Below are 26,526 nucleotides of genomic sequence, written 5' to 3' on the forward strand. Positions count from 1 at the left end.
TCTCATATCAAATTGAAAGAAGCCATCAGAAAATTATTTTCTGATGGCTTTTTCTTTTATTAATATTCATACTTATTAAGAAGTATGATTCTCCTTATTTTATGTCTAAGTGCTTGAGTAAAGTTTCTGTTATTCTTAGTTTCAGTTAAAATTTTCGCAATATTTTCATTTAAATAATTCATTTCAAGAATAAAATCAACACATAGATTTAACCAATAACTTTGCTTATTCTCCACCATATCTTTTAATATTAATTCTATAGGAAAAATATCTGAAAGTAAAACATCATATTTCTTAGTTAGTATTCTCAATTGCTCACTTACCGCTTCTATATTTTCAAATACTATATAGAATGGATAGCCATAAAATGAATTAACACTAATATTCTGTACCTTTTCTTTATAAACAACCTTCCAGCTATCACCAAGAAAACAACAGTTGTATTGTAGTTTGGGTAAGTAAATTATTTTTTCTTCCACCAGAATAATCTCGTATATTTTTATCACACAAAAGGTATTGAATAATATTCAATACCTTTCTATTTTGGATGATCTTTGCTTTTTTATTAATATAGTTTCGTCATATTTTATCGTATAAATTAAGTAGTAAGAAAATCCTTAGGAATCACATTTTTTAATTCCTTTGCTTTTAGCAATCTGTTTTGTCCGTAATGTTCTATGGTAATTACTTTCTTTAAGTCGCTTTTAGCAATTTTTGGTTCTAATAGCAATGAGTAGAATCTTGCTATATCCACTCTTAGACCCTCTGTTTCTATGGTATAATGTTCTTGACCAGATTTAAGGCATTCATCAAATAATGACAGCAGCTGATAAAGGTTAACCATCTCTTCCTCAGAAAGAAGCGCTTTTTTGGAAAATAATTTAAACTTACTTTTACTGTTCTCAGCCTGTGCAGTTGAATGATTAAAATTCCCATCAGGAACATTAAGCTTTATCTTTAGATAGCTAATCATCTGTTCAGGGGATATTCTATCCTGATAGTAATCCTGAAGTTCTTTTAAAGAGGTCCATCTGCTTCTATCCAGTGACAAATCCACCTGTCTCAAAAAAGCATAAAAGAAAAGAATTTGTTTGTAATCTACTTCTAAATAGTTCATGATATATAATTATTTATTAGCCTCTCCAAAATTTTGGAAGGTGAAACAATAGTTTTTCATAAAAAATTTTTGTGCGATAGTGTTTAATATTTTCCACAGCATCACTGCTCTGAAATAACTGTGCGAATTTATTTTATTCTTAAATAATAAACGCATTTTATTACGTAAAATTAATATTAAAATTATATTAACCAAATTTCATTCAACATAAAATAGAAAACACCTTCAGAAATTAATTCCCAAAGGTGCTTGATTACAAAAACAAGTATTAAAAAATATATTAATCCTCTTTCCAGAGTAAATTTCCCTGAGCCATAAATCCTTTTACTTCAGATATTCTTGCAACAGCTTCTGCAGAGCAGCTTGCGTCTACGAAAACCACATCAGCTTCATCATCTCCTTTAGGCCACTGTTGAGTTCCTTTTTCATCTAATGGGAGAATATTTTGGGTGGCAAACTCTAAAGTACGTGAAAGCTCTAATTCTGTTTCATAACCATAGAGCTCAGCAATTAAATTGGCTTTCTGCAGCATATTTCCTGATCCAAAAGTACTCCAGTAATCCTGTACGTTGTCATTACCTATTAAAACATTGACTCCATATTTTTTCAATGTTGGAATTGGCATAATTGTTCCCCTGAATGGAACGGAAGAAGCTATTCCAACTTCAGCCATTGCCAATCTTTCTGCAATGTGTTCTGTTTCCTTTAATGAAAGATGCCCTAGAGCAAAAGCATGGCTGACAAAAATCTTTCTTTTAAGTTGTGGATTCTCAATCACCTTATCAATTAGATAATTGATTGTTTTCATTCCTGACTCGCCGACCTCGTGTAAATGAATATCAATTCCTTTTTGATTATCCAAAGCCAATTGAACGGTAAAATCAATCACCTTTTCAATACTTCCATCGATACTATATGGGTCTAAGCCTCCAATAAAATCAACCGTTTTTAATGCTGCGGCTTCTTTCATCAGAGGAGCCGAATCCGTATAATACAATCCATGTTGTGGAAAAGCAACCAATTCAGCTTTGAAGAAATCTTTTTTATGCTCTAAAGCTTTTTCTAAATTTTCTAAAGACTTTAATCCAGAAGTAGGATCAATATTGAAATGGGTTCTTGCAAAACTTGTCCCATAACCTTGTAGCAAAGAAATCAATTGTTCTGCACGTTCAACAGAGGTCTTTAAAAGTTCAGGGATAATCTCCTGCTCATAAGTAATCATGTCTTTTACCGTTTTTCTTTTCGGTGAAAGCGCTTGCCAGGGCAGTCCATATAAAGTCTTATCTAAATGCACGTGCATGTCTTTGAATGCAGGAAGCATCAAAAACTCTTTTGCATCAATCCCCTTTGAATGTACATCATTAGGTCTGACAGCCTTTATTCTTCCGGCTTCAATTTCAATACAAAAGAGAGCTGTTTTTGTTCTGACAACCTCTTTATCATCATATTCAAAGCCTGTTTCCAGACGTACATTTTTTAATGTATAACTTCCTATACCGATAGATTGATATTCTGACTTCATACTCATGATTTTACACCACAAAGTTACATCCGTCATATCTAAACCAGGTGTACCAATTATATCAACATTTGTATCAATTATTATTCTTTAAATTGAGAGGGTGTCATTCCTGTCTGGGCTTTAAAAAATTTGGAAAAACTGGCGTGATCATAGAAACCAAGATCATAGACAATATCTTTTACCGACATTTCTGAAACCTTCAGTAGCCTTTTTGCTTCAAGTAAGATCCGATCCTGGATAAGAGAAGAAGCTGAAGCATTCAAGTTTTTCTTGCAGACAATATTTAAATAATTTGCCGAAATACTCAACTTTTCAGCATAAAAAGAAACAGAACGCTCTTCTTTAAAATGTTTATCGATTAAATGTAAAAATTTGGAGATAATGGGATTTGAATTAAAGATTTCAAAATCATTAAAAGTCCCTTCAACGGATTTACTTATGAGCAATCCGATCACTTCACTTCTTTTTTGTATCAATTCCCAGAATGCCACTTTTTCATTTAAAATACTCTGAATGCCTTTAAACTCATACAAAAGCAATTGATATATTTCCTTTGAAATAGTAATAACAGGATGATTGTGGTAGTAAGAAGCAGAAAACCTTAAGGCAGGTAAGAAACTTTCAAACCATTCACGACTTATCATTAACTGATATCCTATTGTTTCTTTCTCTATGATCCAATGATGAACCTGGCCTGGAAAAACCAGGTGAACCTGATTGTTTTCAACTTTATATTCTTTAAAATCAATCGTATGAAAGCCTCTGCCCTGTTCAAAAAGATTAATGATAAAAAAATCATGCTTATGAGGTTTATCAATTGATCTTTCCCCATGAAGCTCATTAAACACCAGATTACAACCCTTCGACTGATCTTCACTAAATTCATGAATACCTAAAACAGGAAAATAATCTGATCCGTGACTCATTCTACTCTTAATTTACTTTCTAAAATAAGTAAATTTTATGAGAGTGAATAACAGACTTTACTAAAAGACTACATTTCCCTGATGAATTAGAGATTCTACATGTGAAATCCTTGAAACAGCCTCTGCGGAACAGCTGGCGTTAAGAAATACCAAATTAGCATCATCCCCTTTTTTAGGCCATTGCTGATTTCCTTTATCATCTAAAGGAAGAATATTTCCCGTCGCCAGTTTCAAACTTCTTGATAATAAAAACTCTGTTGAATATCCATACAATTGCGCCATCAGATTCGCTTTCTGCAAAACACTTCCCGTTCCGAAAGTATTCCAATGATCAACAATACTGTCATTACCTGTTAAAACCGTTACATTATTCTTATACAGGGTGGGAATTGGCATAATAAGACTTCCGAAAGGAATAGTAGAAACAATTCCTATTTGAGCATTCGCCAATTTTTCAGCAACTTCCTCTTGTTTTGGTTTATCCAATTTTCCCAATACAAAACAATGACTTAAGTAGGTTTTCCCCTTAAGACTGGAATTTTCATTGACTTTATCAATTAAATACTCTACGGTTTTTAATCCTGATTCTCCTGATTCATGCAAATGAATGTCAATTCCTTTTTTATGATCCAATGCCAACTGGACTGTAAAATCAATTGTTTTTTCAATGGCCCCATCAATCGTATATGGATCTAGCCCACCGATGTAGTCGATATCCATAGAAGCCGCCTCTTTTAGATAAGGTACTGAATCGGTATAAAAAACTCCATGTTGAGGAAAGGCAACCAATTCTGCTCCAAAAGTTTTCTTTTTATTTACTAAAGCCTTTTCAAGATTTTTTAATGAATCCAGTTTTGAAGTGGGCTCAACGTTAACATGGCTTCGTGCAAAGGAAGTACCCTTAGATTGCAGCAATTCTATCATTTTTTCAGCTTTAAAAGTTGAATTTTTCAACATTTCCGGAAGTATCTTTTGCTCCAACGCGATCATCCCCTTTACACCACCTGTTCTTTTTCTTACCGCCTGCCATTGGTCACCATAAAAAGTCTTATCCAAGTGAATATGCATATCCTTAAATGCAGGAAGCATCAAAAAGCCTTTGACATCAATTGCTTTACTATTAGGTTGATTCGGAGCTATTGCTATTATCTTTCCGTTTTCTATTTCAACGCAGAACAAATCAGTTTTCGTCGAGATCACCTCCCCTTCTTCATATTCAAAACCGGTTTCCAAACGTACATTTTTAAGGCTAAGCTTCCCTTTTGCTAAAGGAGAGATGTTTTCTGAAAATAAATTTGTAGCACTCATAGTACCTGAAGTTAAAGTTAATCCTGCCATTGCCAGAGCAGAACTTTTAATAAAGTCTTTGCGGGATATATTATTTGAAATGTTCATTCCGAGTCGATTTATTACAAAGTTAAGAACACCGCATCTAAAGAACGAGTATAGTTTATAACAGTTTCTGTATGATTTATGCTTTGGAATATTAATTGGTTTAATCGTGTACTAAACTGTTTCTTCAAATTTTCGATTTGCTAACTTCTAAGGAAAAAAACAATAGTCATTAATTAAGCAACATTAAAAATTTTCTTTAAAGTTCAAATATCAAAATCTATATTTAAAACAAACGGTTTTGATATTCCTATCTATTTTTCTCTTATTACCATTAGTAACAATTAAAGAAATTTCAGATTCCAGATTCTATTAATCAGAATTAATAAGTTTAAGTTTTTACTCATTACGATTTGCAACCTTCACTATCCTTTTACCAACGTTTTCTCCATTCAATACACCGACCAAAGCTTCCGGAAGCTTTTCAAACCCATCAATAATATCTTCTTGAACGATTATACTCCCAGATTTCACCCACTTCTCCAAATCTTGGATTGCCCTGTCTTGCTCATGCAAAAAATCAAACAATAAAAATCCCTTCATAATAAGGCTTTTCAATATAATCTGACCAGGAATTCCAATTGGCCCGACATCAAGTTTTTTTTGGTCATATTGAGATATGGCTCCACAGCAAACAATCCTCCCGTAATTAGCCATATTGGAAAGTACAGCATCTAATATGCTTCCTCCCACATTATCAAAATAGATATCAATTCCGTTCGGGCACGTCAAGCGCAGATTCTCCTCTATGTTTCCTTCCTTGTAATTCACCACCGAGTCGAACCCAAATTGCTCAACCAATATATTGCATTTTTCAACACCACCTGCTATTCCAACCACAGTACATCCTTTAATTTTTCCAATTTGCCCAACAATCGAGCCTACGGCACCGGCCGCTGCAGAGACTACTAATGTATCCCCAGGTTTAGGCAAACCGCACTGCAAAAGTCCAAAATAAGCTGTAAGTCCAGGAACTCCAAAAATACTCAGAAGATTCGTAAGCGGTTCTATCTCTGGTAAAGCAACCAATTTGTTTGCTGGAATAGTTAAATAAGTCTGCCAGCCTGTCTCAGCAATAATAAGGTCCCCCGGTTTCAGATGACCTACCTGTGACTCCATCACCTCAACTAGTGCCAATCCCGGCATCAATTCATTATCCCGAAGTATAGGCCTATAAGTGTCAGCCTGCATCCACGCACGGCTGGCAGCATCGATTGCTATGTATAGTGTCCGTCCCAATACCTCGCCAACTTTTGGCACGGGCAACATCGTTTTTTTGAAGTTAAAATTTGTTGTATTTAATTTTCCTTTAGGTAAACTGGTTAATACAATTTGGTTGTTCATTAAATTCATGACTTAAATATTAATTATTTGTATGACGTTTGATATCGAAATTCGACAATAGCACATAGTTAACAATGCCTACTAATTGCTAAAAGTATTGTTGACTCTTTACTATTTTCTGTATTGTAGACTTATCTATTCCTTGAACCTCTTTCTACATTCGGCTAAGTGATTGTGGTGTAATTTTCAGGTATGATGCGATCATCTATTGGGGTACGTATAATGCTAAATCAGGATATCTTCTCACAAATTCAGTGTACTTTGTTTCACCATTCCATAATGTAGAAAATCATGGCCCTTTAATTTGTTGAGTAAAGCACTCTCGGTCATGCTTTTCAAAAAAAGATAAAGTGATAAAATTTGGAGGCTTACCTTTTCTATAGCTACTTTTTTGACGACGAATATTTTTGAATCTATGACTGCCTGTATAGCTTCGCCCATACGAATACCGTAATAATAACTCTCCAACTCTATTACAGACTGCCCAGAGCGAACAAAATATTTTGTAACATCTGAACCAGAGTTGTCATATCGAAAATTCGTAAAATTCCGCTATCTACAAAAGCTATTTCCGAAGAAATCTCTCCGCTCACTTTCATATATTCATTTGCTCTCAAAGTGCGTATGCTGAAGCAGACAGAAAGATTTCAATATCGTTTTCGGATAATATTTTTTCCATTATTTTAAAATTCCTTGTTCAAAAATACTTTTGGCACAAGATAAAACAGCTTCTTCTCCTGGTATAGGCTGCCACTGTAATTCATTCTTAGCCCTATCCACATTGACTCTTCTCTTCACGCCCAAATCAATAATAACAGGTCTTAAAGAAGAATCAAATTTAGAAAAAAGTTTCACAATGAAATTGGGTAGCTCTCTGGTTGGAATTTTTCTTTCCGGGTAAACTTTTTTAAGTATTTGTGCTATATCTTTCATCATCAGAAAACCTGACGATAAGAGATAACGGTTATTAGCCGCTGAGGTTACCTCCATTGCTTTAATTAAGGCATCTGCTACAGAACGTACATCAATGACTTCAAAACCAATTTGTGGTACAGCAGGCATACTTCCGTCCATCAGTTTGATTACAATATTAGCAGAAGTACCATAGTCTTTTTCCAATACAGGGCCAAGAATAGCTCCAGGCAAAACAGTAGACAATTCCATTTTTGACGGATACTTTTTCATAAATTCCCATGCAGCAGCTTCCGCAACAGTTTTGCTTTTGAAATAAGGAGAAAGGTCTTGTTTATAATTTATATCTGTCCAGATCGATTCATTCAGTACACTTTCAAGCTGTCTCTTTGTTTTTCCATATACTACTGCACCCCCGGACGAGGTTAATACCACTCGTTTTACATTATTCTGAGATGAAGCCTTTAAAATATTTAATATTCCTTCTTTAGCAGGAAGGATTAAATCATCTTCGTGTTTAGGCAATTCTCTGGGAAATGGAGATGCAATATGTTGAACGTAATCCATACCTCTTGTAAGATCAGTCCATATATTGGCATCATTTAAATCTGCCTGAAAAAATGATAAATTGTCTACATAACGTGTGTGCTTTGCTATTACATCTTTAATTGATCCTGCTCTACTCAGACTTCTCAATGTACCTTTTACTTCGTATCCTTTTTCAAGAAGTTGGATTGTTGTATGTGATCCAAGGAAACCACTGATACCAGTTAATAAAACTTTTTTTGTATCCATCATTATATTATTTGATACAAAATTGAAGAATATCAGAACGATCACAATTACCATTTGTTAAAAAATGCAGCAATATTTTTTTTGAATTAACGTGAATTTAGGTTAAGCAAAGTTTAAAAAGAAAATACCCAGTGTTTAAATCAAAAAATAAGACCGGGTTTACAATCCGGTCTTATTTTTTGATTTATTTATTGGAATATTCAAATTTTCTTACTGCTTCCAATGTCATATCAATTTCTTTATCTTTAATGGCATCACTGATAAAGTATGTCTCATAACCACTTGGTGGAAGATATATTCCATTGGTTAGCATTTGATGGAAAAAATTATTGAACAAGGAATGATTCGCTTCCTGCGCTTCATCAAAATTCGATACCCTATTGATATGAAAGAAAACCGACATCATAGAACCTTTTCTATTAATCTTATGCGCGATCCCTTTTTCATTTAAAATTTTTCCAATTTCAAAATCTAAGGTTTCCGTTGTTTTATTAAGTCCTTCGAAGAAATTCTGATCATTTTTAATCAACTGAAGTGTTTTTAAACCCGCTCTCATAGCCAAAGGATTTCCACTTAATGTTCCAGCCTGATATACTCCCCCTTTCGGAGCCAGATGATCCATGATTTCGTTTCTTCCAGCAAAAGCTCCTACCGGAAGACCTCCACCGATCACTTTTCCGTACGTTACTAAATCTGCTTTCACATTGAAAAGTTCCTGAGCACCACCAAAAGCTAATCTGAATCCTGTCATGACCTCATCAAAAATTAATAAAGCTCCATTCTCATCACAGATCTTTCTTAAGTTTTGTAAGAAATTATTTTCCGGGAGAACACATCCCATATTTCCGGCAACCGGCTCAATAATTACAGCGGCAATTTCTCCCTGATTATGACGGAATAAGTCTTCTACCTGTTCAAAATCATTATATCTTGCTAATAAAGTATCTTTTGCAGTTCCAGCTGTTACACCCGGAGAATTTGGATTTCCAAAAGTAGCGGCGCCACTTCCTGCTTTGATCAAAAATGAATCTGAATGACCATGATAACATCCTTCAAACTTCACAATCTTATCTCTTCCTGTAAAACCTCTCGCCAATCTTACAGCACTCATACAAGCTTCAGTACCCGAAGAAACCATTCTGATCTGATCAATATTTGGAACGTTCTCTACAATAAATTTTGCAATTTCAGTTTCCAGCTCTGTAGGAGCACCAAAAGAGAACCCTTTTTCCGCCTGAATTTTTAATTCTTCCAAAACTTCAGGGTGAGTATGTCCCAAAATTGCAGGACCCCAAGAATTAATATAATCAATGTAGGCATGATCATCCGCATCCGTAAGGTAAGCTCCTTTTGCCGATTTCATGAACACAGGAACTCCACCCACTGATTTGAATGCCCGAACAGGGGAATTCACCCCTCCCGGAATGTATTTATAGGCTTCTTCAAATAAAGCCGAACTTCTTTGATACTTCATTTTTTTATTTTTTATTATTTAACCCTCGAAATAAAGGGTTCCATCTTCTCCTGCATAATTTTTTTGTCCATCAACCATTTTAAAGTATAGCTGAAATGGATAGCCATTTTTTAGAATCTTACTATCTGGATAAAATTCTCCATCTAAAATTCGATTATCTGGAAGAATTGTTTTAAAAATTCGATTATTCTGATTGTTTGGATCAGGCTCAGAGAGAATAATAATGCCACTACCATCTATTAAAGCAATTGACAAGTACTTGATTGGATAAAGTTCATTAGAGTTCTCATCCATCAAACCAAATAACCAGCCATTCGAATCTGTTGTTACAACATAAAATTTTCCATTATAAATTTGTACTCCAACATGTGTAATATTAGGAGTATCTAAAAATATTTTCTTGAGTTTAGGAATATAAATCCCTATAGATCTATTATTTAAAACTATTTCAAGATAATTTATTCTAAAATTAAAACTGTATTGATCATTATCGAAAGGCTTCAGCATCTTCCAATCTTCTTCATCTAAACTCTCTCTTATCATTTTGCCCTCGTAGATCTTAGAAGAAGACCATCCCGAGTCATTCAATACAGTATTTGAAACAGTAACAAATCTATCCAGTCTCATTTTAGATTTAATAGAATACCTGTATAAGTCAAATCCATCAAAAACAATATATGTATCACCACTTATACTTATAGGCATGCCTTCTGAAATAAAAGGCATTATCTGGATAGAGTTTTTATCAATAATACCAAATTTACCATTTTGTTCAGCGTGAAATCCACCAACAGAATGATCATAAAAACTAATACTGTAATATTGTGGCTGAACCATTACGCGTCTATTTGCATCACATAATCCCCAGACTTTTCCTCTTCTGTATGGAATATAGTCCAGTTCCTGCGAAAACATAGTACAGGATATGAATAATAAAAATATCCATAGATATTTAATATCCATATTGAGCATTTTCATGGTTTGACTGGGTATTAATTTCTAGGCTTCTTATCTATCAGGTAAATTAACTGGCCTGCAGAAGGTTGCTGACCTTCATCCATTCTGTTTTTTGCGTATAGTTTATGTAGCTTGATTCCGAATTTCTGTGCAATATCATGCATATCTTCACCTGATTCAGCTTTGTAAATTGCTGTATTTCCAGCTGAATTTTTTGATTCAAGAAATACAATTTCGTTTTTCTTAAGAGTGGTACCTTCCAATTCATTCCATTTGATCAACCTGCCTTCGCTTACTTTGAATTTATTGGCAATGTATTTCACATCGGTATCTTCAGGAATAACAATGTATTTTAAACCATCATTCGGATGACTTTTTATTAAAATAGAATTGAGAATTTCAGCTTTTGTTTTAATTCTTTCTACCCTTTTCTGTTGCTGTGCATAAGAAGTCTGCTTATATGGTACACTCACTGTAACAGGGTCTTTTTTTGTAACTTTTGAAGGCTCCAGCTTTGCCATAAAAGCTCTGTCATCTTTTAGATCCGGATACATGCTTAATACGGCATAAAGAACCTCTCTAGAATTGGTATTATCAAACTCATAAAGTTTATATCTTTCAATTTTACCAATCAGAATAGAAGCATAACGAGGGTTAGTGGCATATCCAGCCTTTTTTAAACCATACGCCCAAGCTTTGTAATCTTTCATATCCAGATTGAACAAATTGGTGTAATACTTTCTTGTTGATAAAAATATCGAATGATCTTCGTAGGACTGTCTGGGATCATCATATACACGGAAACACTCATTAGGTGCATCGTCAGTATGTTTCATCGTTTTACCGGTCCAGTCTTCTTTACATTTTATCCCAAAGTGATTTTTCCCTTCCTGAGCCAACCTGCTTTGCCCCCCTCCTGTCTCCAAAAGTCCCTGAGCAAGAGTAATAGAAGCGGGAATTTTATATTTCTCCATTTCTTCTACTGCATATTGAGCAAATTTTTGAATATATTGGTCTTCAGTAGCCCAAGTCTGAGCTGAGAATTTTGACAAAACTAAAAGGCTTATTAGCAAGAAAAGTCTTTTCATGTTTTTCAATTTTTACTTTATATAATTAATTTTCTATTCTGTTTTTCTAAAAGCAAATTAGCACCTTCAATCCCTTGTAAACCTCCGGTATGAAAGCATAAAATCTTGCTATCTTCAGGAAAATAACCTTCATCAATCAGTTCAAAAACTTTTTGCATCATTTTTCCTGTATAAATCGGTTCAAGAGGAATATCATATTTCTCTTTAAAATCATTCATAAAACGAATGTTTTCATCCTTTATTTTACCATAACCTCCAAAACTAGAATCTATTAGATTAAAATTTTTCTTTAAGGTTAATTGATAGATCGTTTCCTGTAATGAAGAATCATCAACTACTTTAAAACCTATAACTTTCTGATTCCCTTCACAAAATTTCGAAATACCAGCAATTGTTCCTCCCGTCCCAACTGCCGTGCAAAGATAATCAAATTCTTTTGTTTCATTATTAAGCATCATTTTTACACCTTGAACAGCATCCTCATTGGTTCCCCCTTCCGGAACAATTAAAGCTCCGGGAAATTCCTGTTGTAAAAATTCTGATAATTTTTCTTTATTGCGATATTCTTCACGGGAAACAAATTTTAGGTTCATCCCGTTTCTAAAAGCAAAAACCAATGTAGGGTTATCCCGCCATTTATCTTTAAGTTCCTCACCTCTTATAATTCCAATTGTACGAACTCCCAATAATTTTCCTACTGCAGAAACAGCAGAAATATGATTAGAAAAAGCGCCACCAAAAGTGATGATCAATGGATCTTCAATATGGATTCCTAAATAATTATTAACATTATGAAAAAGTTTCCAGTACTTATTTCCCGAGATCAAAGGATGAACAAGATCTTCTCTTTTAATGAAAAGTTTAACCTTTTTATCGATGAAAATTTCCTGAATGGGAATTTTTTCGGTTGGGACTTTTAATAGCATTTTAATTTAAATGATACTGTTTTAACAAAATTAGTGTTTTTAGCATTAACAAGTGTTCTGATGGTTTTGACTTAAACCAAACTCAGACCCCTTATTATAAGTATTTCCAAAAGCTCCATAATTTTCTTTTTTTCAGATAGTTGAGATCACTTTCCATCGCATAGGCTTCTCTTTCAAACGAAATATTCTTATAAGCCAGATAAGGATCTTTAAGCTTGAAAAGGTGATAATAATATTCTATAACATAGAAAATATAGAAGAAAAATATCAGTAGTTCTAATTGTTGTCTTAAATGAATTTTCTCGTGATTGATCAATACATTATTTTCCTTATCTTCGGGTTTCCTTACGAAGATAAAGGGAAAGAGAGCAATGCCATTAATTTTTAATTTTTTTAATGGTTTTTGGCACACAATTATCATAGTAACAAATATAAAAGTTTTTGATCAAGATTTAACTTATGGCTCATTTTGACATCAAAGAACATGAAGACTTTTACTACAATGAACAAGGGTACAAAGTTTTTACAGAAAAGTTTCATCTGAAACGAGGATATTGTTGTAAGAGTGGCTGTAGACACTGTCCTTACGGATACGATAAAAAGACCGATACATTCATTAAAAACGATAAAAAAAATAAATAAAATGAAAAAATATATTTTTATTTTGTTAGCCGCGGCTACTTTAGGATTAACTTCTTGTAGCCCATTTCAGGTACGTTCTGACTACGCCGAAACAGCAAATTTCACATCTTACAAAACTTATAAAATAAGAATTGATGACTTGAAATTGAATGATATTGATAAAGATAGAGTTCTGAATGAACTATCGAGACAATTACAAACTAAAGGTCTTTCATCAGGAGAAAATCCGGATTTAATTGTCAATGTAAAAGCCAATCACAAAAAAATAACAGATATTAACAGTACTTCTCCTTACGGAATGTGGGGATGGGGTGGTTCTTTCGGTTGGGGAATTGGAATGAGCAGAACATGGACGAGCAACTACAACGAAGGGGCTCTAATTGTTGATCTTATTGACACAAAAACCAATAAACTTGTTTGGCAGGGAATCGGTAGCGGAATTTCTGTAGATTCTCCAAAATCAAAACAAAGACAAATTCCAGAAATCATGGCGGAAATAATGAAAAATTATCCTCCACAGAGAAAATAAAATTTATTTAGATCAAAATTATATATAAAGCCAATACAGCCCTGTATTGGCTTTTTTGTGCTCAAAAACGTGGAAAAGACTCAGGAAATCTCACGAATACAGCTAAATATAGCATCTAATGCATAGCATTCAAAATTAACAATAATGTAATTTATCTTTTCGTAAAATTGTAGTAATCTTACACCCTAAATTTTATTAATATGAAAAAAATTATCTTATTTCTTGCTTTTGCAGGTGTTGCTAATGCCCAGGCTCCGTCGGGTTATTATTCTTCTGCAAATGGACTTACCGGTGCTTCTTTAAAAACGGCACTAAGCACCATCATAACAAATGGACATCAGGACAAAGGATATGGCGGATTATGGACGGCTTATAAAACAACTGATATTGATAAAACCTACGAAAATGATGGTTCTATTATGGATATCTATTCTGAAAAGCCTACTGCTGCGGATCCTTATAACTATACGGTAGTTACTAACCAATGTGGTACTTATTCAGTAGAAGGAAATTGCTATAACCGTGAGCATATTGTTCCACAAAGTTTATTTAATGAAGCTTCACCAATGGTTTCCGATGTGAATTTTATCAGAGCAACTGATGGAAAGGTAAATGGAATGAGATCTAATTATCCTTTCGGAAAAGTTGGAACAGCTACATTCACCTCTAAAAACGGTTCAAAACTAGGAAATTCTGTTTCTTCAGGATATGGTGGAACAGTTTTCGAGCCTATCGATGAATTCAAAGGTGATGTTGCCCGTATGATCTTTTATTTTGTAACACGTTATCAAAGCAAACTTTCTACTTTCTCTTCAGGTAACATGCTTGGAAATACAACTTTCCCTGGATTACAAACCTGGGAGCTTAATGTTTTATTAGCCTGGCATAATCAGGATCCTGTTTCTCAGACAGAAATCGTCAGAAACAATGCTACTTATACTTACCAGGGAAATAGAAATCCTTTTATTGATAATCCGGCTTATGTAGATCAAATTTGGGGATCTCAGCAGCCTTCAAATGATACACAGGCACCCACTACAGTTACAGGTCTTACCGTTTCAGGAAAAACATCCAGTAGTGTTTCTCTTTCATGGAGTGCATCAACAGATAATGTAGGAGTTTCTTCTTATGACGTTTATATGAATGGAAGCTTAAAAACCAATGTTAGCTCCACTTCTGCTAATATTTCAGGATTAAGTTCTTCTACCACCTATAATTTCTATGTAGTGGCTAAAGATGCAGCTGGAAATACTTCTTCAAACAGTTCAACCGTTTCTGCAACAACAGAATCCGGAACCACTAATCCGCCAACTGATTGTGTAAATGAAACTTTTGAAACAATTCCTACAGGCAGCTCATCAAGTTATTCAACAAGAACGTGGACTAACAGTGGAATTACTTGGACAGCAACAGATTCCAGAACTGACCAGACAATTTCTAACAAAGCAATTACTGTGAGAGATGGTTCTTTAAAATCAAGCAGCTCAAGTAACGGTATTGGATCATTAACAGTGACAACTCAATTAAAATTCAGTGGAAGCAACGGAACATTCAATGTTCTTGTCAATGGAACGCAGGTAGGAACAATTCCTTATAGCGCAACAACTGCAACTACCACTATTAATAACATCAATGTTTCCGGTAATGTGATTGTGACATTAGAAAATAATTCAACAAGTAACAGAGTGGCTCTTGACAACCTAAACTGGACTTGTTACTCTGGAACGGGAAAGCAAAGCAAGAGCACTGCTTCCGACTTACAGATAGAATCCAGAGATTTACAAATCTACCCTAACCCAATTTCAAATCAGGAAATCTTCGTTAAAGGTGAGACTCAAAATATTAAAGTAGCGGAGATCTATAATTTACAAGGGAAAGTAATGCAGACTATTAACAGCCCTTTTAAAAACAGCAGAAACTCAATTAAAATTAAAAGTCTTGAACAGGGAATTTACATTCTGAAATTAGATAACTCTAGTTTGAAGTTTATCGTTAAATAAAAATTTAACTTAATTATAAATATAATGGCTTCTCTTTAATTAAAGAGAAGCCATTTTACTATTAAATATTATTTTAATTCTCTTTAGCTGTGCTTATTACCTTTTATTATACAATCATTCAAGAGATTATTTTTTAAATAAAAAAGACTACAATTTTCATTGCAGTCTTTTTAGTTATCATTAACTGGATATTTATTTACCCATGTTTTTTAATTGATTAATTTGATCCATATAACCGCTCCAACCCACTGTTGAAAGAACAAAGATCATGTATATTAAACTTAGAATTCCTATAATAAGACCGATAATACATAATATTCTTCCTACTTTCAAATTATCAAAATCTGAATATAAACTTGGATTTTGTTGATATAAAGCATTATCCTTATTATAAAGGTTCATTCCGATTAATCCGCAGATTACTCCAACAATTCCGTTACAGCAGCAACTTCCTAAGATTGCAACGATTCCTAATACTAATACTGTTGTTGCGTTTGGTAATTTTTGATTCATAGTTTTTTATTTTAATAATTTTAATTTATTGGTAAAGGATGTCTGTAAAAATAGGAAACTACCATGATAATTGAATTAATAATTGCTAAAAAAACTAATGCATTACCGTAATTTCTTTTTTTGTCAATAAAATTCAACCCCACAGTACATAAAAAAAGCAGTAAGGTATATACTGCAGGAAACATATGAAAGGCTTCCGAAAATTTTCCCTCAAAAACCAAAACTATTGCTCTTTGTGTACCACAACCAAAGCATTCTATTCCTAAGAATTTCTTACTTGGACAAGGCAGCATAAAATCTTCGATTTTCATTTTTGGTATTTTTACTATTATTATCTAAAATTAAGAAGAAATTTTAGCTCTGAGATATTGATGCGGAAAAAAACATTCTTCCTGCATTTCAAATGAGCCCTGAATGGCAATATAGGGATTCCTCAAAATCTCTCTGGCAATAAAGATCAGATCTGCGTCTCCTTTTTGTAAAATATTTTCGGCTTGTTCCACTTTAGTTATCAAACCTACTGCTCCTGTCTTTACTACAGCTTCATTTCTTACCCGTGAAGAGAAAGGTACCTGATAACCATCAAAAACAGATATTTTTGCTCCATGGATATTTCCACCACTGGAAACATCTACTAAATCTACATTATGATCCTTTAAAACTCTTGCCAATTCTACACTGTTATCAACACTCCATCCATTTTCAGCATATTCAGTTCCTGAGATTCTAACAAATAGTGCTACATTTTCGTTCAACTCATCATTAACTGCGTCTACAATTTCTAATAGAAATCTTATTCTGTTCTCAAAACTTCCCCCATATTCATCTGTTCTGATATTAGAAAGTGGAGATAAAAATTGATGGATCAAATAACCATGTGCCCCATGAATTTCTATGATGTCAAAACCAGCTTTAACAGCTCTTCTTGCAGCAGTCTTAAAATTTTGAACCTGTTCTTTAATTTCTTCAACAGTTAAAACATGTGGAATTCTTTCAGTCGGATGATAAGGAATTGGACTTGGAGCAAGAGTTTCCCATCCTTCCTCCATGGGAATCTGAATATTATTCCAGGTAGATCCTTTTCTTCCAGCATGCGCCAGCTGGATTCCAATCTTACTTTCAGAATTTGAATGAATGAATTCTACAATTTTCTGAAGCTTGGCCGCCTGTTCGTCATTCCAGATACCCATACATTTATTGGTAATTCTTCCACGAGGTTCAACACCCGTTGCTTCAACCATTACTAATCCTGTTCCTCCTTGGGATCTACTTCCATAGTGGACAAAATGAAAGTCATTTGCTAATCCGTTTTCACACGAATACATACACATGGGAGACATTACCCAACGGTTTTTCAGTTCAACATTTCTAAACTGTATTGGAGTATATAACATCTTTATCTATTTTGGATTTTAATATTAAATGACGGAATAAAATTGGCTTGCCTACGTGCTGAAAAAGAACTAATTTTATCCCCCCTTTTTAGGCTCCAATATATGAAAAAAGACATACAGATCGGCTATGAATACTTTAAAAATAGTAGCGAACTGAACGATATAGAAAAAAAACTTTTCGAAAGAGCGAAACTAGCTCGTGAAAATGCTTATGCCCCTTATTCTGAGTTTTTTGTTGGCTGTTCCATTTTGCTGGAAAACGGTGAAATTTTCTCTGGAAACAATCAGGAAAATGCAGCCTTTCCTTCAGGACTTTGTGCTGAGAGAACAGCTTTATTCTGGGTTGGTGCTAACTTTCCGGATCAAAAGATCAAAAAGATCTTTATCGTGGGCGGACCTAAAGAATTTTCTGAAAAGAATCCTCCTATCCCTCCATGTGGAGCGTGCAGACAAAGTTTAATGGAGTACGAAACAAAGCAAAATGAAAATATTGATCTTTATTTCTCAAGCATGAATGATGAGATTGTAAAAGTTCATTCCATTAAAGATCTACTACCTTTCTATTTTGATGCTACGTTTTTATAATCACTAAGAGTAAAATCATGAAAGTTTAAATTTGCTTATCAATATCATTTAATAACAGAATATTTCGTGATTTCTGATTTAAAAAAACACATTTTAATAGATAAAATTGGCGTTTCTTTTTAAAAACTTATCTTTGCAAAAATTTTGGTTTTCAAGCTATTGAAAATAATAGGGAATTGGGTGGAAAACCCAAACTGTCCCCGCAACTGTAAATCGCAACTATCATATTCTATAACAAACCACTGTGCAAACGGGAAGGTATAGAAAAGCGAAAGTCAGGAGACCTGCCAAAATGATAATATCAAAAATATATTGCTTTCGGAGGAAAAGTAAAATAGTATGAAAAAAACTTTAGTACTACTTTTATCGTCATCTGCCTATTTTTTTTGTCTGGGACAGGAGAAAGCAATTGACACCGTGTATATTTTTGACAACCAAATGAATAAAGTAAAGCTTTTTCATAAGGTAAATACGATTACTCCACAAGATGTGGAAAAAAACTCCACCAATCTTTCAGAGCTTCTACGTTTCCAGTCCAGCGTTTACATTAAAGAAAATGGCCGTGGTGCTGTATCTTCGCCTTCATTTAGGGGAACAACTGCACAACAGACTGCTTTTGTATGGAATGGGATTAATATTAACTCCATATTTCTTGGACAAGGAGACATTAATAATATCCCTTTATTCGGATATGATCAGATTGGAATAAAAGCAGGTGGTGGAAGTGTCATTTATGGAAGTGGTGCTATTGGAGGAAGCATTCATCTCAATAACAATTTAGGCTTTAATGATGGCTTCAAAGCATCTTTATATTCTGAGGCAGGTTCTTTTAACACCTTTAATAATTTTGCTCAAGCTGCCTATAGCAATGATAAGTTCAGTTTTAAAGTTTCGGGAAATCACTCGATCAGTCAGAATGATTATGAAGTTGAAGAGAAAAATTACCTAAACAGAAACGGGAAATATTACAATACAACATTTAATGTTGGTATATCATACAAAATTGCCAATCATCAAACCCTTTCGTGGCAAAGTCAGTTTTTTGATTCCGCTCAAAACTATCCCATTTTTGTCGAAAATGGGAACAGAACAAGATATGAGACACAAAGTACCAGAAGCTTACTTTCTTGGGACATCAATAAAAGTAAATTTTCGAATAGCCTAAAAGCAGCTTATACAGAAGAAAACTTTCAATATTTCGGCAATTATAACGCTCCAAAAACAAGTGGATCTACAGGAAAGAATTACATTTTTAAAAATGATTTTAACTATTTCATTGTTCCAAAACTGAATTTTAATGTAATTACTGAATTTCAGGTGAATAAAGGAGAAGGATATCAGCCCGTCATCCCAGGTATAAAAACAGAGGGAATTGGAAATGTAAGTAGAAATGTGGGATCTGTGGCTGGATTATTACGCTATTTCCCAACGAAAGATCTGCGTTTTGAGGCTGGAGTAAAAAAAGATTTTGTTGAAAATATAAATGCACCTCTGCTTTATTCATTATCCGGAAAATGGGATCCTCTACAATGGTACAGCGTAGGTTTGAATATATCCAAAAACTTCAGATTTCCCACTTTCAATGAGCTGTATTGGAATCCCGGGGGAAACCTTGATTTAAAACCAGAAACATCATTCCAGATAGATATGGATCATGATTTTAAATTTGGTGCGTTTAAACTTACATTAAGCCCATATTATCTTAATATTTCAGACAATATTGTTTGGCTTCCTACAGAATACGGTTATTGGTCTCCTGTAAATATCAACAAGGTGGAATCTTATGGTTTAGAATCTCAGATTACATTTGATAAAAAATTCAATGAACACCATTTCAGATTCAATGTTGGATATACCTTTGCCAAATCAATTAACAAAGAAACTAAGAACCAGATGGTATATGTCCCACTTCATAAAGTTTTTGGAAATTTTGATTATCAGTACGATTTCTTAAAATTTTATGTTCAGGGTTTATTTAACGGTCTTACATATACCACAACCGATGAAAAAAGAGAAGACGCTCTGGATCCTTATTTTGTTTTAAACACTGGAATTTCGGCAACCATCCTAAAAAAATACATCATAGGGTTTAAAGTAAATAATTTAACCAATACTGTTTATGAAACGGTATCCTATTATCCTATGCCAAAACGAAACTATAGTATTTCAGCAACAATAAATTTTTAATTAAAAATAACATGAAAATAACTAAACTCTTACAACTTTTATTTGCTACCATATTGCTATTCAATATTTCGTGTAGTAACAATGATGATGATACATTACCAGTAATTACTTATGAAAATGGTTTCTTAATCGCTAATGAAGGGAATTTTGGAAAGCCTAATGCAGAAGTAACTTTTGTTTCAAGAGATCTGACTTTTAGCCAGAACAGTATTTTTTCTAAAAACAATGGAACTCAACTGGGAGATGTTTTACAATCTGTAGCATTCAATGGTGACAAAGCATATCTTCTGTTGAACAATTCCAATAAAATTCAAGTGGTTAACCGTTATACTTTTAAAAGTACAGGTACAATTACTGATCAAATTGATCAGCCTCGTTATGTTGCCGTTACTACTAATAACGTATATGTAACTAACGATAAGTATAACGGTGCAAAATATGTAAGCATTTATAAAAGCTCAGATTTATCTTTCGTTAAAAAAATTACGTTCAATGATGCTGTAGAAAGAATTGTTGAAGCTGGAGGAAACATTTTTGTTCAAAATGCAAGTTTTGGTTTTGGAAACAAAATTACCTACATCAATACTTCAAATAATGAAATACAATCTGTAATCACATTACCAAACGGAAATATCAACAGAACTATTTCTTATAATGGAAATGTTTATGTTATTGCTTCAGAAGCTACAGATTCCTATATTTATCAGATCTCTAATACTGGAAACATTACCAAAACGACTACTTTAACAGGTATTGCTAATGCCACCAATCTTCAGATAGATGGCGGGAAGTATTTCTTCTCTTCTGCCAACAAAGTATATTCAATGAATATGACATCTAATATCACTCCTACAACTCCTATTATTACAGCTGTAGACGGTGGACAATATTATACTTTATATGGATTTAGCGTTGTAGATGGAAAAATCTTCACATCAGACGTTAAAAACTTTACTGAAGACAGTGAAATTACAGTATATACAACTTCAGGATCAAAGATTAAGTCCTTTACAACGGGTAAAGGTTCTAATGGTGTATATCTGAATTAAGAAATTTATACTTCGATATACAAATAAATTTTATTTTTTTTCATCATTTGTGTTTTTTCCGGGCTGCCTTAGGGCAGCCCGGATTTCTTTTATAAAAGATTTAAATAAAAAAGATCTGAAATAGTTTTTCAGATCTTTTTTATTATTTGAAGTTTTATTTTAAATTTTAGCTTCTAGTCCTAATTTTTCAGCTTCAATAATTACGAATCTTTTCGCCTCATCATGGTCATTTAAAATTTCACCTTCTAAAATAGCTTCTTTTACTTTTTCTTTTAAAATCCCAATCTCGCGTCCCGGTTTAAGATCAAACATCTCCATAATTTCTTCTCCTGAAATTGGGGGCTGAAAGTTTCTTACCTGGTCTTTTTCTTCAACCTCTTTTATTTTGACGGCAACATATTCAAAATTACGTTTGAACTTATCCTGTTTTTTAGAATTTTTCGTCGTTATATCTGCTTTACAAAGTGTAAACAGATCTTCCATATCTTCACCGGCATCAAACAATAGCCTTCTTAATGCAGAATCGGATGCATCATCTGTAATCAAAGCAATTGGACGGGATGAAAGTTTTACCATTTTCTGGACATACTTTAAATCTGGACCTAAAGGTAATTTAAGTCTTTGAAAAAGCGTTTTTGCCATTTTTGAACCTAAAAACTCGTGTCCATGAAATGTCCAGCCCGTTCCCTCAACAAATTTCTTTGTGGGAGCTTTTCCAATATCATGAAGCAATGCTGCCCAACGTAGCCAGAGTTTATCTGTATTTAACGAGATATTATCTACCACTTCTAAAGTATGATAAAAATTGTCTTTATGGGTTTGTCCTTCTACCTCTTCTACTCCTTTCAGCTCTATTAACTCTGGGATAATGTATTTTAAAAGCCCTGTCTGTCCTAATAAACTTAATCCGATAGAAGGCTTTTCAGACATCATAATTTTATTAAATTCCACCATGATCCTTTCCATAGAAACTATTTTAATTCTTTCTACTTCCTGACTAATCGCCAATAATGAATTTTCTTCTATTGTAAACTGTAAGGTAGAGGCAAAACGAATTGCCCGCATCATTCTCAGTGGATCGTCAGAATAAGTCTGGACAGGCTCTAAAGGTGTTCTTAAAATTTTCTTTTCAAGATCTTCTATCCCATTAAAAGGATCAATAAGTTCTCCAAAATTATCTTTGTTCAAAGAGATAGCCATTGCATTAATGGTAAAATCCCTTCTTTTCTGATCGTCTTCCAGTGTGCCTCCTTCTACTTCAGGTTTACGACTATTTTCAGTATAGCTTTCCTTTCTTGCTCCTACAAATTCTAATTCAAGATCTCTATATTTGATCATCGCTGTTCCATAGGTCTTAAAAACAGAAACTTTTAACTTAGGATCAATTTCTTCAGCTACACTTTGGGCAAGTTCAATTCCACTCTGCTCAGTAACAAAATCAATATCTGTAGATGCTTTTCTTTTCATCAATAAATCCCGAACATACCCACCAACAATATATACTGACTGATTATTTCTGGCCGCTACTTCCGAGATTATTTTAAAAAGCTTTAGATTTTTATTTTGAGTAAGATTGATGAACATATTTATTATTTAATGTAAAACCACTAAGAAATCCAGTTGTAGATCAATGTTTAAAAACTGATGTATTTTAAACAAACTCCATCTTTCTTAATTTCCTAATGGTTAAATGATCTGCAAAGATAATTAAAATCTTGTTTTCTATTCCCGAAGAACTTTTATTCTATTATCACTCCATATTTTTATAACCGAAGATCCTGAAAACTTAGAAACCTTTTCTCGATCTTCTTCCACGGCATAATCAACCAAATTGATTATTTCTGAGGAAATGTCAGAAAACTTTAATGGGCTTTTATCTCCACTAAAATTGGCTGATGTTGACACTAAAGGTTTGTTCAGTTTTGTAATCAGTTTTTTACAGAAATCATTTTTCACTAAACGGATTCCTATACTTCCATCTTCTGCTAGTAATTCCTTGGGTAAGCCTTTTGGATTCTCATAGACGATTGTTACCGGTTTTTCACTTAAGTCAATGATCTCCCAAGCCATCTCCGGAACATCTACCAGGTCCTGCAGTCTTTTTTCAGACTCCACTAAAATAATCATGGATTTATTTTTCTCACGCTTTTTGATATCAAAGATTTTATTGATCGCTTCGACATTGGTCGCGTCACAACCAATCCCCCAGATAGTATCTGTGGGGTAAAGAATCGTTCCACCGGATTTTAATATATTGATAATGTTTTCCATTTTAATTTTTTAGAAGAAAGAATAAAGGTAAAAGAGCAAAGACCTTTATTTATTTGTTTTGTCAAAAATAAGAATTTTCATTATGTTTTGGCTAAAGCCCCCTGGGGGGAATTAAAGAAAAATCAATTATTTTTAACCGTAATTTTTAAATAAATAGAAGAAATCGTCGTAAACAAAATGGAAAACAGCCATAAAAAATAACCTATTTCTAAACTGTATATCTCTCCCATTCTGCCATTCTCAGAAACTAAAATTTCTTTCCAAGAAATAAATGATAAAGATATAGCTGAAGCTAATAATCCAAATAAAATAGCTATAAAATATTCTTTTTTATACAGAAACAAAATAGCCAATAAAAACCATAAATTAGCAGTCCAAATAAAAAACTCTAATATTCCGCCACCCAGAAAGCTAATTGCTCCAAAAAGAAGAATCAATCCAGATTGGTAATCTGTCATCTTACCCAAATCAACAACTTTAAAAGCATTGAAAAAAAGGGAGATAAAAAAAATAAATAGAGGTATTAGTAAAAAATTTTTCCGGAATATCATTGAAATTTAATTATAACCAATCTTTCTTTTAGTTTTACAGCAAATTCGGCAAATACCTTTCCTCAATAATATGCAAATGATGATAATTGTGCCCAACAATAAGCCTTCCGATTGTTTCAACCGTTATCTCATTTCCGCTGGCAATCCCTTTATTGGCTAAAGCACTTGGATTAAGTGTTTCTAGTAATATTTGAGAAGATTTTCTTACCAATTTGTATTCTTCTAAAAGGGAACTTAAACTTCTTTCATTGGCGAAAGAACGGGCGGCATAATCATTTTCATCAAATCCTGGCAATGCGGCCTCCTCACCTCTTGCAAAAGCAAGAATTCTATACTGAAACACTCTTTCTGTATCTGATAAATGTAGAAGCAACTCCTTCAATGTCCACTTCCCTTCTCCATAAGCAAAGTGAGATTGCTCTTCAGTAAGAGTAGAATAAATTTCGGTAGTCTTCTCCCCTGATTTGTTTAATTCTCCCATCCAGTCTTCGGATGGAATCTGGTCTAAATATCTTTGAATGTATTTTTGAAAATCGGTCATATGACTTCTATTAGTTATAAGTAATTAGTAATTCTTTATTGATCCGGGTTACTCCATTCATAAAAATTAACAGAGTCATATAATTCAAATCCACAAGATGGATATAGCTGATTCCCGATATCATTGCTTTTTCCTGTTTCCAACAATACTCCGCTGGCACCTGAAGATTTACATAGTTCTTTAGCTTCTTCGATTAATTCTTTAGAATAACCTTTCCCTCTGTAAGAATCATTCACATATAAATCATTCAATATCCAATAGCGTTTCATTCTTGTAGAGGAAAATAAAGGATATAGCTGAACAAATCCTACCAACTTACCTTCTGTTTCAGCAACAAAGAGTTCAGATTCTTTATATTCAATTCTTTCTTTTAGAAATTTTTCCGCACTTGGAATATCAGATTCTTTGTGATAAAAAACCCTGTATTGATCAAACAATTCTGATAACTGAGGTAAATCCTCAGTGGTTGCCTTTCTTGTGTTTTTCATATTAAGATTTGGTTTATAAAAAAACATCCGTTTTTGATCATACTATTTTAAGCAAAATATAAAAAGCATTGATCAAAACCGGATGTTTATTGTTTTTAATTTAAGAAAAAGCTCTTTCTAAATCTGCAATAAGATCTTCTTTATCTTCGATACCAACACTTAAACGAACCAAATCGTCTGTGATACCTAATTCAGCTCTTTTTTCTGCAGGAATAGATGCATGCGTCATTAATGCCGGGTGATTGGCTAAAGACTCTACTCCACCTAAAGATTCAGCTAATGTGAAAACTTTTACTCTTTCTAAGAATTTGATTGCGTCTTCTTTTTTTCCAGATTTGAAAGTGAAAGACACCATTCCGCCAGCTTCTTTCATCTGAGATTTTGCCAATTCATATTGTGGGTGAGACTCTAATCCCGGATAAATTACTCTATCCACAGCAGGATGAGTTTCAAGATATTTTGCTACTTCAAGCCCATTATCAGAATGTCTTTGCATTCTTAATGCCAATGTTTTAATTCCTCTTAATACCAAATAAGAATCATGAGGTCCTAATATACCACCACTTGCAAACTGGATGAAATGTAACTTTTCTCCCAATTCAGCATCTTTAGCGATAAGAGCCCCAGCAATAACATCAGAATGTCCACCTAAGTATTTTGTAGCTGAATGCATTACGATATCAGCACCCAAGTCGATTGGCCTTTGGATATAAGGAGTTGCAAAAGTATTATCAACTGCTACTAAAATATCTTTTCCTTTAGCAATTTCAACAACAGCTTTGATATCCACCAATTTCATCAAAGGATTCGTAGGTGTTTCCACCCAGATCAGCTTTGTATTATCTGTGATAACGTCAGCAATTTTAGAAACATCATCAAAATTTACGAAAGTAAACTTCAATTGGTATTTTTCAAAAAGTCTTGTGAACATTCTATAAGTTCCACCATATAAATCATCTACAGCAATTACCTCATCACCGGGATTTAATAATTTTAAAACACAGTCGATGGCTGCAAGACCAGAGCCGAAAGCAAGACCTCTTGCTCCGTTTTCGATACTTGCTAAAGAATCCTCTAAAGCCTGTCTTGTTGGATTAGCTGCTCTTGAATACTCGTAACCAGAATGCACTCCAGGGCTTTTTTGTGCAAAAGTAGAAGTTAAAAATACCGGAACATTTACAGAACCTGTTGCAGACTCATGGTGTTGTCCGCCGTGTATAACTTTTGTATTGAAATTCATAATATTTTTCTTTTATAATGTAACAATCTACCAGTGTAACAATTTAACAATTAAAAATACATTGGTACATTGATATATTGGTA

At 33.5% G+C, this 26,526-nt stretch carries 27 protein-coding genes and 1 riboswitch; of the genes, 6 read left to right on the forward strand and 21 right to left on the reverse strand.

Annotated features, from left to right (window positions below; translation table 11 throughout):
• Positions 1-59 precede the first annotated feature (59 nt).
• From AC3WRL_RS03520 to AC3WRL_RS03575, 12 genes are all read right to left on the reverse strand, one after another.
• Entirely contained in the window at positions 60-506 is a 447-nt protein-coding gene (locus AC3WRL_RS03520) for a hypothetical protein (protein WP_492329740.1), read from the reverse strand.
• 92 nt (positions 507-598) lie between these two features.
• Entirely contained in the window at positions 599-1,117 is a 519-nt protein-coding gene (locus tag AC3WRL_RS03525) for a hypothetical protein (RefSeq protein ID WP_492329741.1), read from the reverse strand.
• Between the two features lie 280 nt (positions 1,118-1,397).
• On the reverse strand, positions 1,398-2,639 hold the full coding sequence (locus AC3WRL_RS03530; protein ID WP_492329742.1) for an amidohydrolase: 1,242 nt from the start codon (positions 2,637-2,639) through the stop codon (positions 1,398-1,400).
• 80 nt (positions 2,640-2,719) lie between these two features.
• Positions 2,720-3,565, reverse strand: coding sequence for an AraC family transcriptional regulator (locus tag AC3WRL_RS03535; RefSeq protein ID WP_214832267.1), 846 nt, complete (start codon positions 3,563-3,565; stop codon positions 2,720-2,722).
• A gap of 60 nt (positions 3,566-3,625) precedes the next feature.
• The gene (locus tag AC3WRL_RS03540; RefSeq protein ID WP_492329743.1) at positions 3,626-4,960 is read right to left on the reverse strand and encodes an amidohydrolase; all 1,335 of its coding nucleotides are present in this window, start codon (positions 4,958-4,960) and stop codon (positions 3,626-3,628) included.
• A gap of 336 nt (positions 4,961-5,296) precedes the next feature.
• Positions 5,297-6,310 carry an NADP-dependent oxidoreductase gene (locus AC3WRL_RS03545; protein ID WP_261511237.1) on the reverse strand — a complete coding sequence of 338 codons (1,014 nt, stop codon included), beginning with the start codon at positions 6,308-6,310 and terminating at the stop codon, positions 5,297-5,299.
• Positions 6,311-6,979: 669 nt separating this feature from the next.
• Entirely contained in the window at positions 6,980-8,008 is a 1,029-nt protein-coding gene (locus AC3WRL_RS03550; RefSeq protein WP_492329744.1) for an SDR family oxidoreductase, read from the reverse strand.
• Positions 8,009-8,192: 184 nt separating this feature from the next.
• Entirely contained in the window at positions 8,193-9,482 is a 1,290-nt protein-coding gene (gene hemL / locus AC3WRL_RS03555; protein ID WP_492329745.1) for a glutamate-1-semialdehyde 2,1-aminomutase, read from the reverse strand.
• A gap of 18 nt (positions 9,483-9,500) precedes the next feature.
• A complete protein-coding gene (locus tag AC3WRL_RS03560; protein ID WP_492329746.1) occupies positions 9,501-10,445 on the reverse strand; it encodes a hypothetical protein in 945 nt (314 codons plus the stop codon).
• Between the two features lie 29 nt (positions 10,446-10,474).
• On the reverse strand, positions 10,475-11,527 hold the full coding sequence (locus tag AC3WRL_RS03565) for a glucosaminidase domain-containing protein (protein ID WP_214832284.1): 1,053 nt from the start codon (positions 11,525-11,527) through the stop codon (positions 10,475-10,477).
• A 17-nt stretch (positions 11,528-11,544) separates the two neighbouring features.
• Complete coding sequence (locus AC3WRL_RS03570; protein ID WP_214832287.1) at positions 11,545-12,453, reverse strand: 1-aminocyclopropane-1-carboxylate deaminase/D-cysteine desulfhydrase; 909 nt, start codon at positions 12,451-12,453, stop codon at positions 11,545-11,547.
• 94 nt (positions 12,454-12,547) lie between these two features.
• Complete coding sequence (locus AC3WRL_RS03575) at positions 12,548-12,874, reverse strand: hypothetical protein (protein ID WP_492329747.1); 327 nt, start codon at positions 12,872-12,874, stop codon at positions 12,548-12,550.
• A 38-nt stretch (positions 12,875-12,912) separates the two neighbouring features.
• Here AC3WRL_RS03575 and AC3WRL_RS03580 point away from each other — a divergent pair, with 38 nt between their 5' ends.
• The 3 genes from AC3WRL_RS03580 to AC3WRL_RS03590 all read left to right on the forward strand — a co-directional run bounded on the left by AC3WRL_RS03580 (position 12,913) and on the right by AC3WRL_RS03590 (position 15,624).
• A complete protein-coding gene (locus AC3WRL_RS03580; protein ID WP_089027353.1) occupies positions 12,913-13,095 on the forward strand; it encodes a C1orf53 family protein in 183 nt (60 codons plus the stop codon).
• A gap of 1 nt (position 13,096) precedes the next feature.
• Positions 13,097-13,624, forward strand: a complete 528-nt coding sequence (locus AC3WRL_RS03585) for a DUF4136 domain-containing protein (RefSeq protein WP_214832291.1) — start codon at positions 13,097-13,099, stop codon at positions 13,622-13,624.
• Between the two features lie 200 nt (positions 13,625-13,824).
• Entirely contained in the window at positions 13,825-15,624 is a 1,800-nt protein-coding gene (locus AC3WRL_RS03590; RefSeq protein ID WP_492329748.1) for an endonuclease, read from the forward strand.
• 192 nt (positions 15,625-15,816) lie between these two features.
• On the opposite strand, the gene AC3WRL_RS03595 is transcribed toward AC3WRL_RS03590, so the two are convergent.
• The 3 genes from AC3WRL_RS03595 to namA are packed head-to-tail and all read right to left on the reverse strand — an operon-like array spanning position 15,817 to position 17,531.
• Positions 15,817-16,137 (reverse strand): CCC motif membrane protein, encoded by a 321-nt coding sequence (locus tag AC3WRL_RS03595; protein ID WP_214832301.1) that lies wholly within the window; start codon positions 16,135-16,137, stop codon positions 15,817-15,819.
• Between the two features lie 20 nt (positions 16,138-16,157).
• A complete protein-coding gene (locus tag AC3WRL_RS03600) occupies positions 16,158-16,448 on the reverse strand; it encodes a DUF2752 domain-containing protein (protein ID WP_214832304.1) in 291 nt (96 codons plus the stop codon).
• Between the two features lie 30 nt (positions 16,449-16,478).
• Complete coding sequence (gene namA, locus AC3WRL_RS03605; protein ID WP_492329749.1) at positions 16,479-17,531, reverse strand: NADPH dehydrogenase NamA; 1,053 nt, start codon at positions 17,529-17,531, stop codon at positions 16,479-16,481.
• A gap of 102 nt (positions 17,532-17,633) precedes the next feature.
• Between namA and AC3WRL_RS03610 the strand changes: the two genes are divergently transcribed.
• From AC3WRL_RS03610 to AC3WRL_RS03620, 3 genes are all read left to right on the forward strand, one after another.
• Positions 17,634-18,116, forward strand: a complete 483-nt coding sequence (locus tag AC3WRL_RS03610) for a cytidine deaminase (protein WP_261511229.1) — start codon at positions 17,634-17,636, stop codon at positions 18,114-18,116.
• Positions 18,117-18,244: 128 nt separating this feature from the next.
• Positions 18,245-18,422, forward strand: a riboswitch (cobalamin riboswitch).
• A gap of 33 nt (positions 18,423-18,455) precedes the next feature.
• Positions 18,456-20,303, forward strand: coding sequence for a TonB-dependent receptor plug domain-containing protein (locus tag AC3WRL_RS03615; RefSeq protein WP_492329750.1), 1,848 nt, complete (start codon positions 18,456-18,458; stop codon positions 20,301-20,303).
• A gap of 11 nt (positions 20,304-20,314) precedes the next feature.
• Entirely contained in the window at positions 20,315-21,352 is a 1,038-nt protein-coding gene (locus AC3WRL_RS03620; RefSeq protein ID WP_214832318.1) for a YncE family protein, read from the forward strand.
• A 159-nt stretch (positions 21,353-21,511) separates the two neighbouring features.
• On the opposite strand, the gene AC3WRL_RS03625 is transcribed toward AC3WRL_RS03620, so the two are convergent.
• The 6 genes from AC3WRL_RS03625 to AC3WRL_RS03650 form a co-directional block, all read right to left on the reverse strand.
• On the reverse strand, positions 21,512-22,936 hold the full coding sequence (locus AC3WRL_RS03625) for a CCA tRNA nucleotidyltransferase (RefSeq protein WP_261511226.1): 1,425 nt from the start codon (positions 22,934-22,936) through the stop codon (positions 21,512-21,514).
• A 138-nt stretch (positions 22,937-23,074) separates the two neighbouring features.
• The gene (locus AC3WRL_RS03630) at positions 23,075-23,623 is read right to left on the reverse strand and encodes an L-threonylcarbamoyladenylate synthase (protein WP_214832331.1); all 549 of its coding nucleotides are present in this window, start codon (positions 23,621-23,623) and stop codon (positions 23,075-23,077) included.
• A gap of 122 nt (positions 23,624-23,745) precedes the next feature.
• Positions 23,746-24,081, reverse strand: a complete 336-nt coding sequence (locus tag AC3WRL_RS03635) for a hypothetical protein (RefSeq protein ID WP_492329751.1) — start codon at positions 24,079-24,081, stop codon at positions 23,746-23,748.
• Between the two features lie 127 nt (positions 24,082-24,208).
• Positions 24,209-24,715, reverse strand: coding sequence for a DinB family protein (locus AC3WRL_RS03640; RefSeq protein ID WP_214832335.1), 507 nt, complete (start codon positions 24,713-24,715; stop codon positions 24,209-24,211).
• A gap of 35 nt (positions 24,716-24,750) precedes the next feature.
• Positions 24,751-25,203, reverse strand: coding sequence for a GNAT family N-acetyltransferase (locus AC3WRL_RS03645; RefSeq protein WP_214832342.1), 453 nt, complete (start codon positions 25,201-25,203; stop codon positions 24,751-24,753).
• A gap of 100 nt (positions 25,204-25,303) precedes the next feature.
• Positions 25,304-26,443: a cystathionine gamma-synthase gene (locus AC3WRL_RS03650; protein ID WP_214832350.1), complete on the reverse strand. Its 1,140-nt coding sequence runs from the start codon at positions 26,441-26,443 to the stop codon at positions 25,304-25,306.
• Positions 26,444-26,526 lie beyond the last annotated feature (83 nt).

The sequence above is a fragment of the Chryseobacterium sp. FW101-FHT12H09 genome, assembly GCF_058790395.1.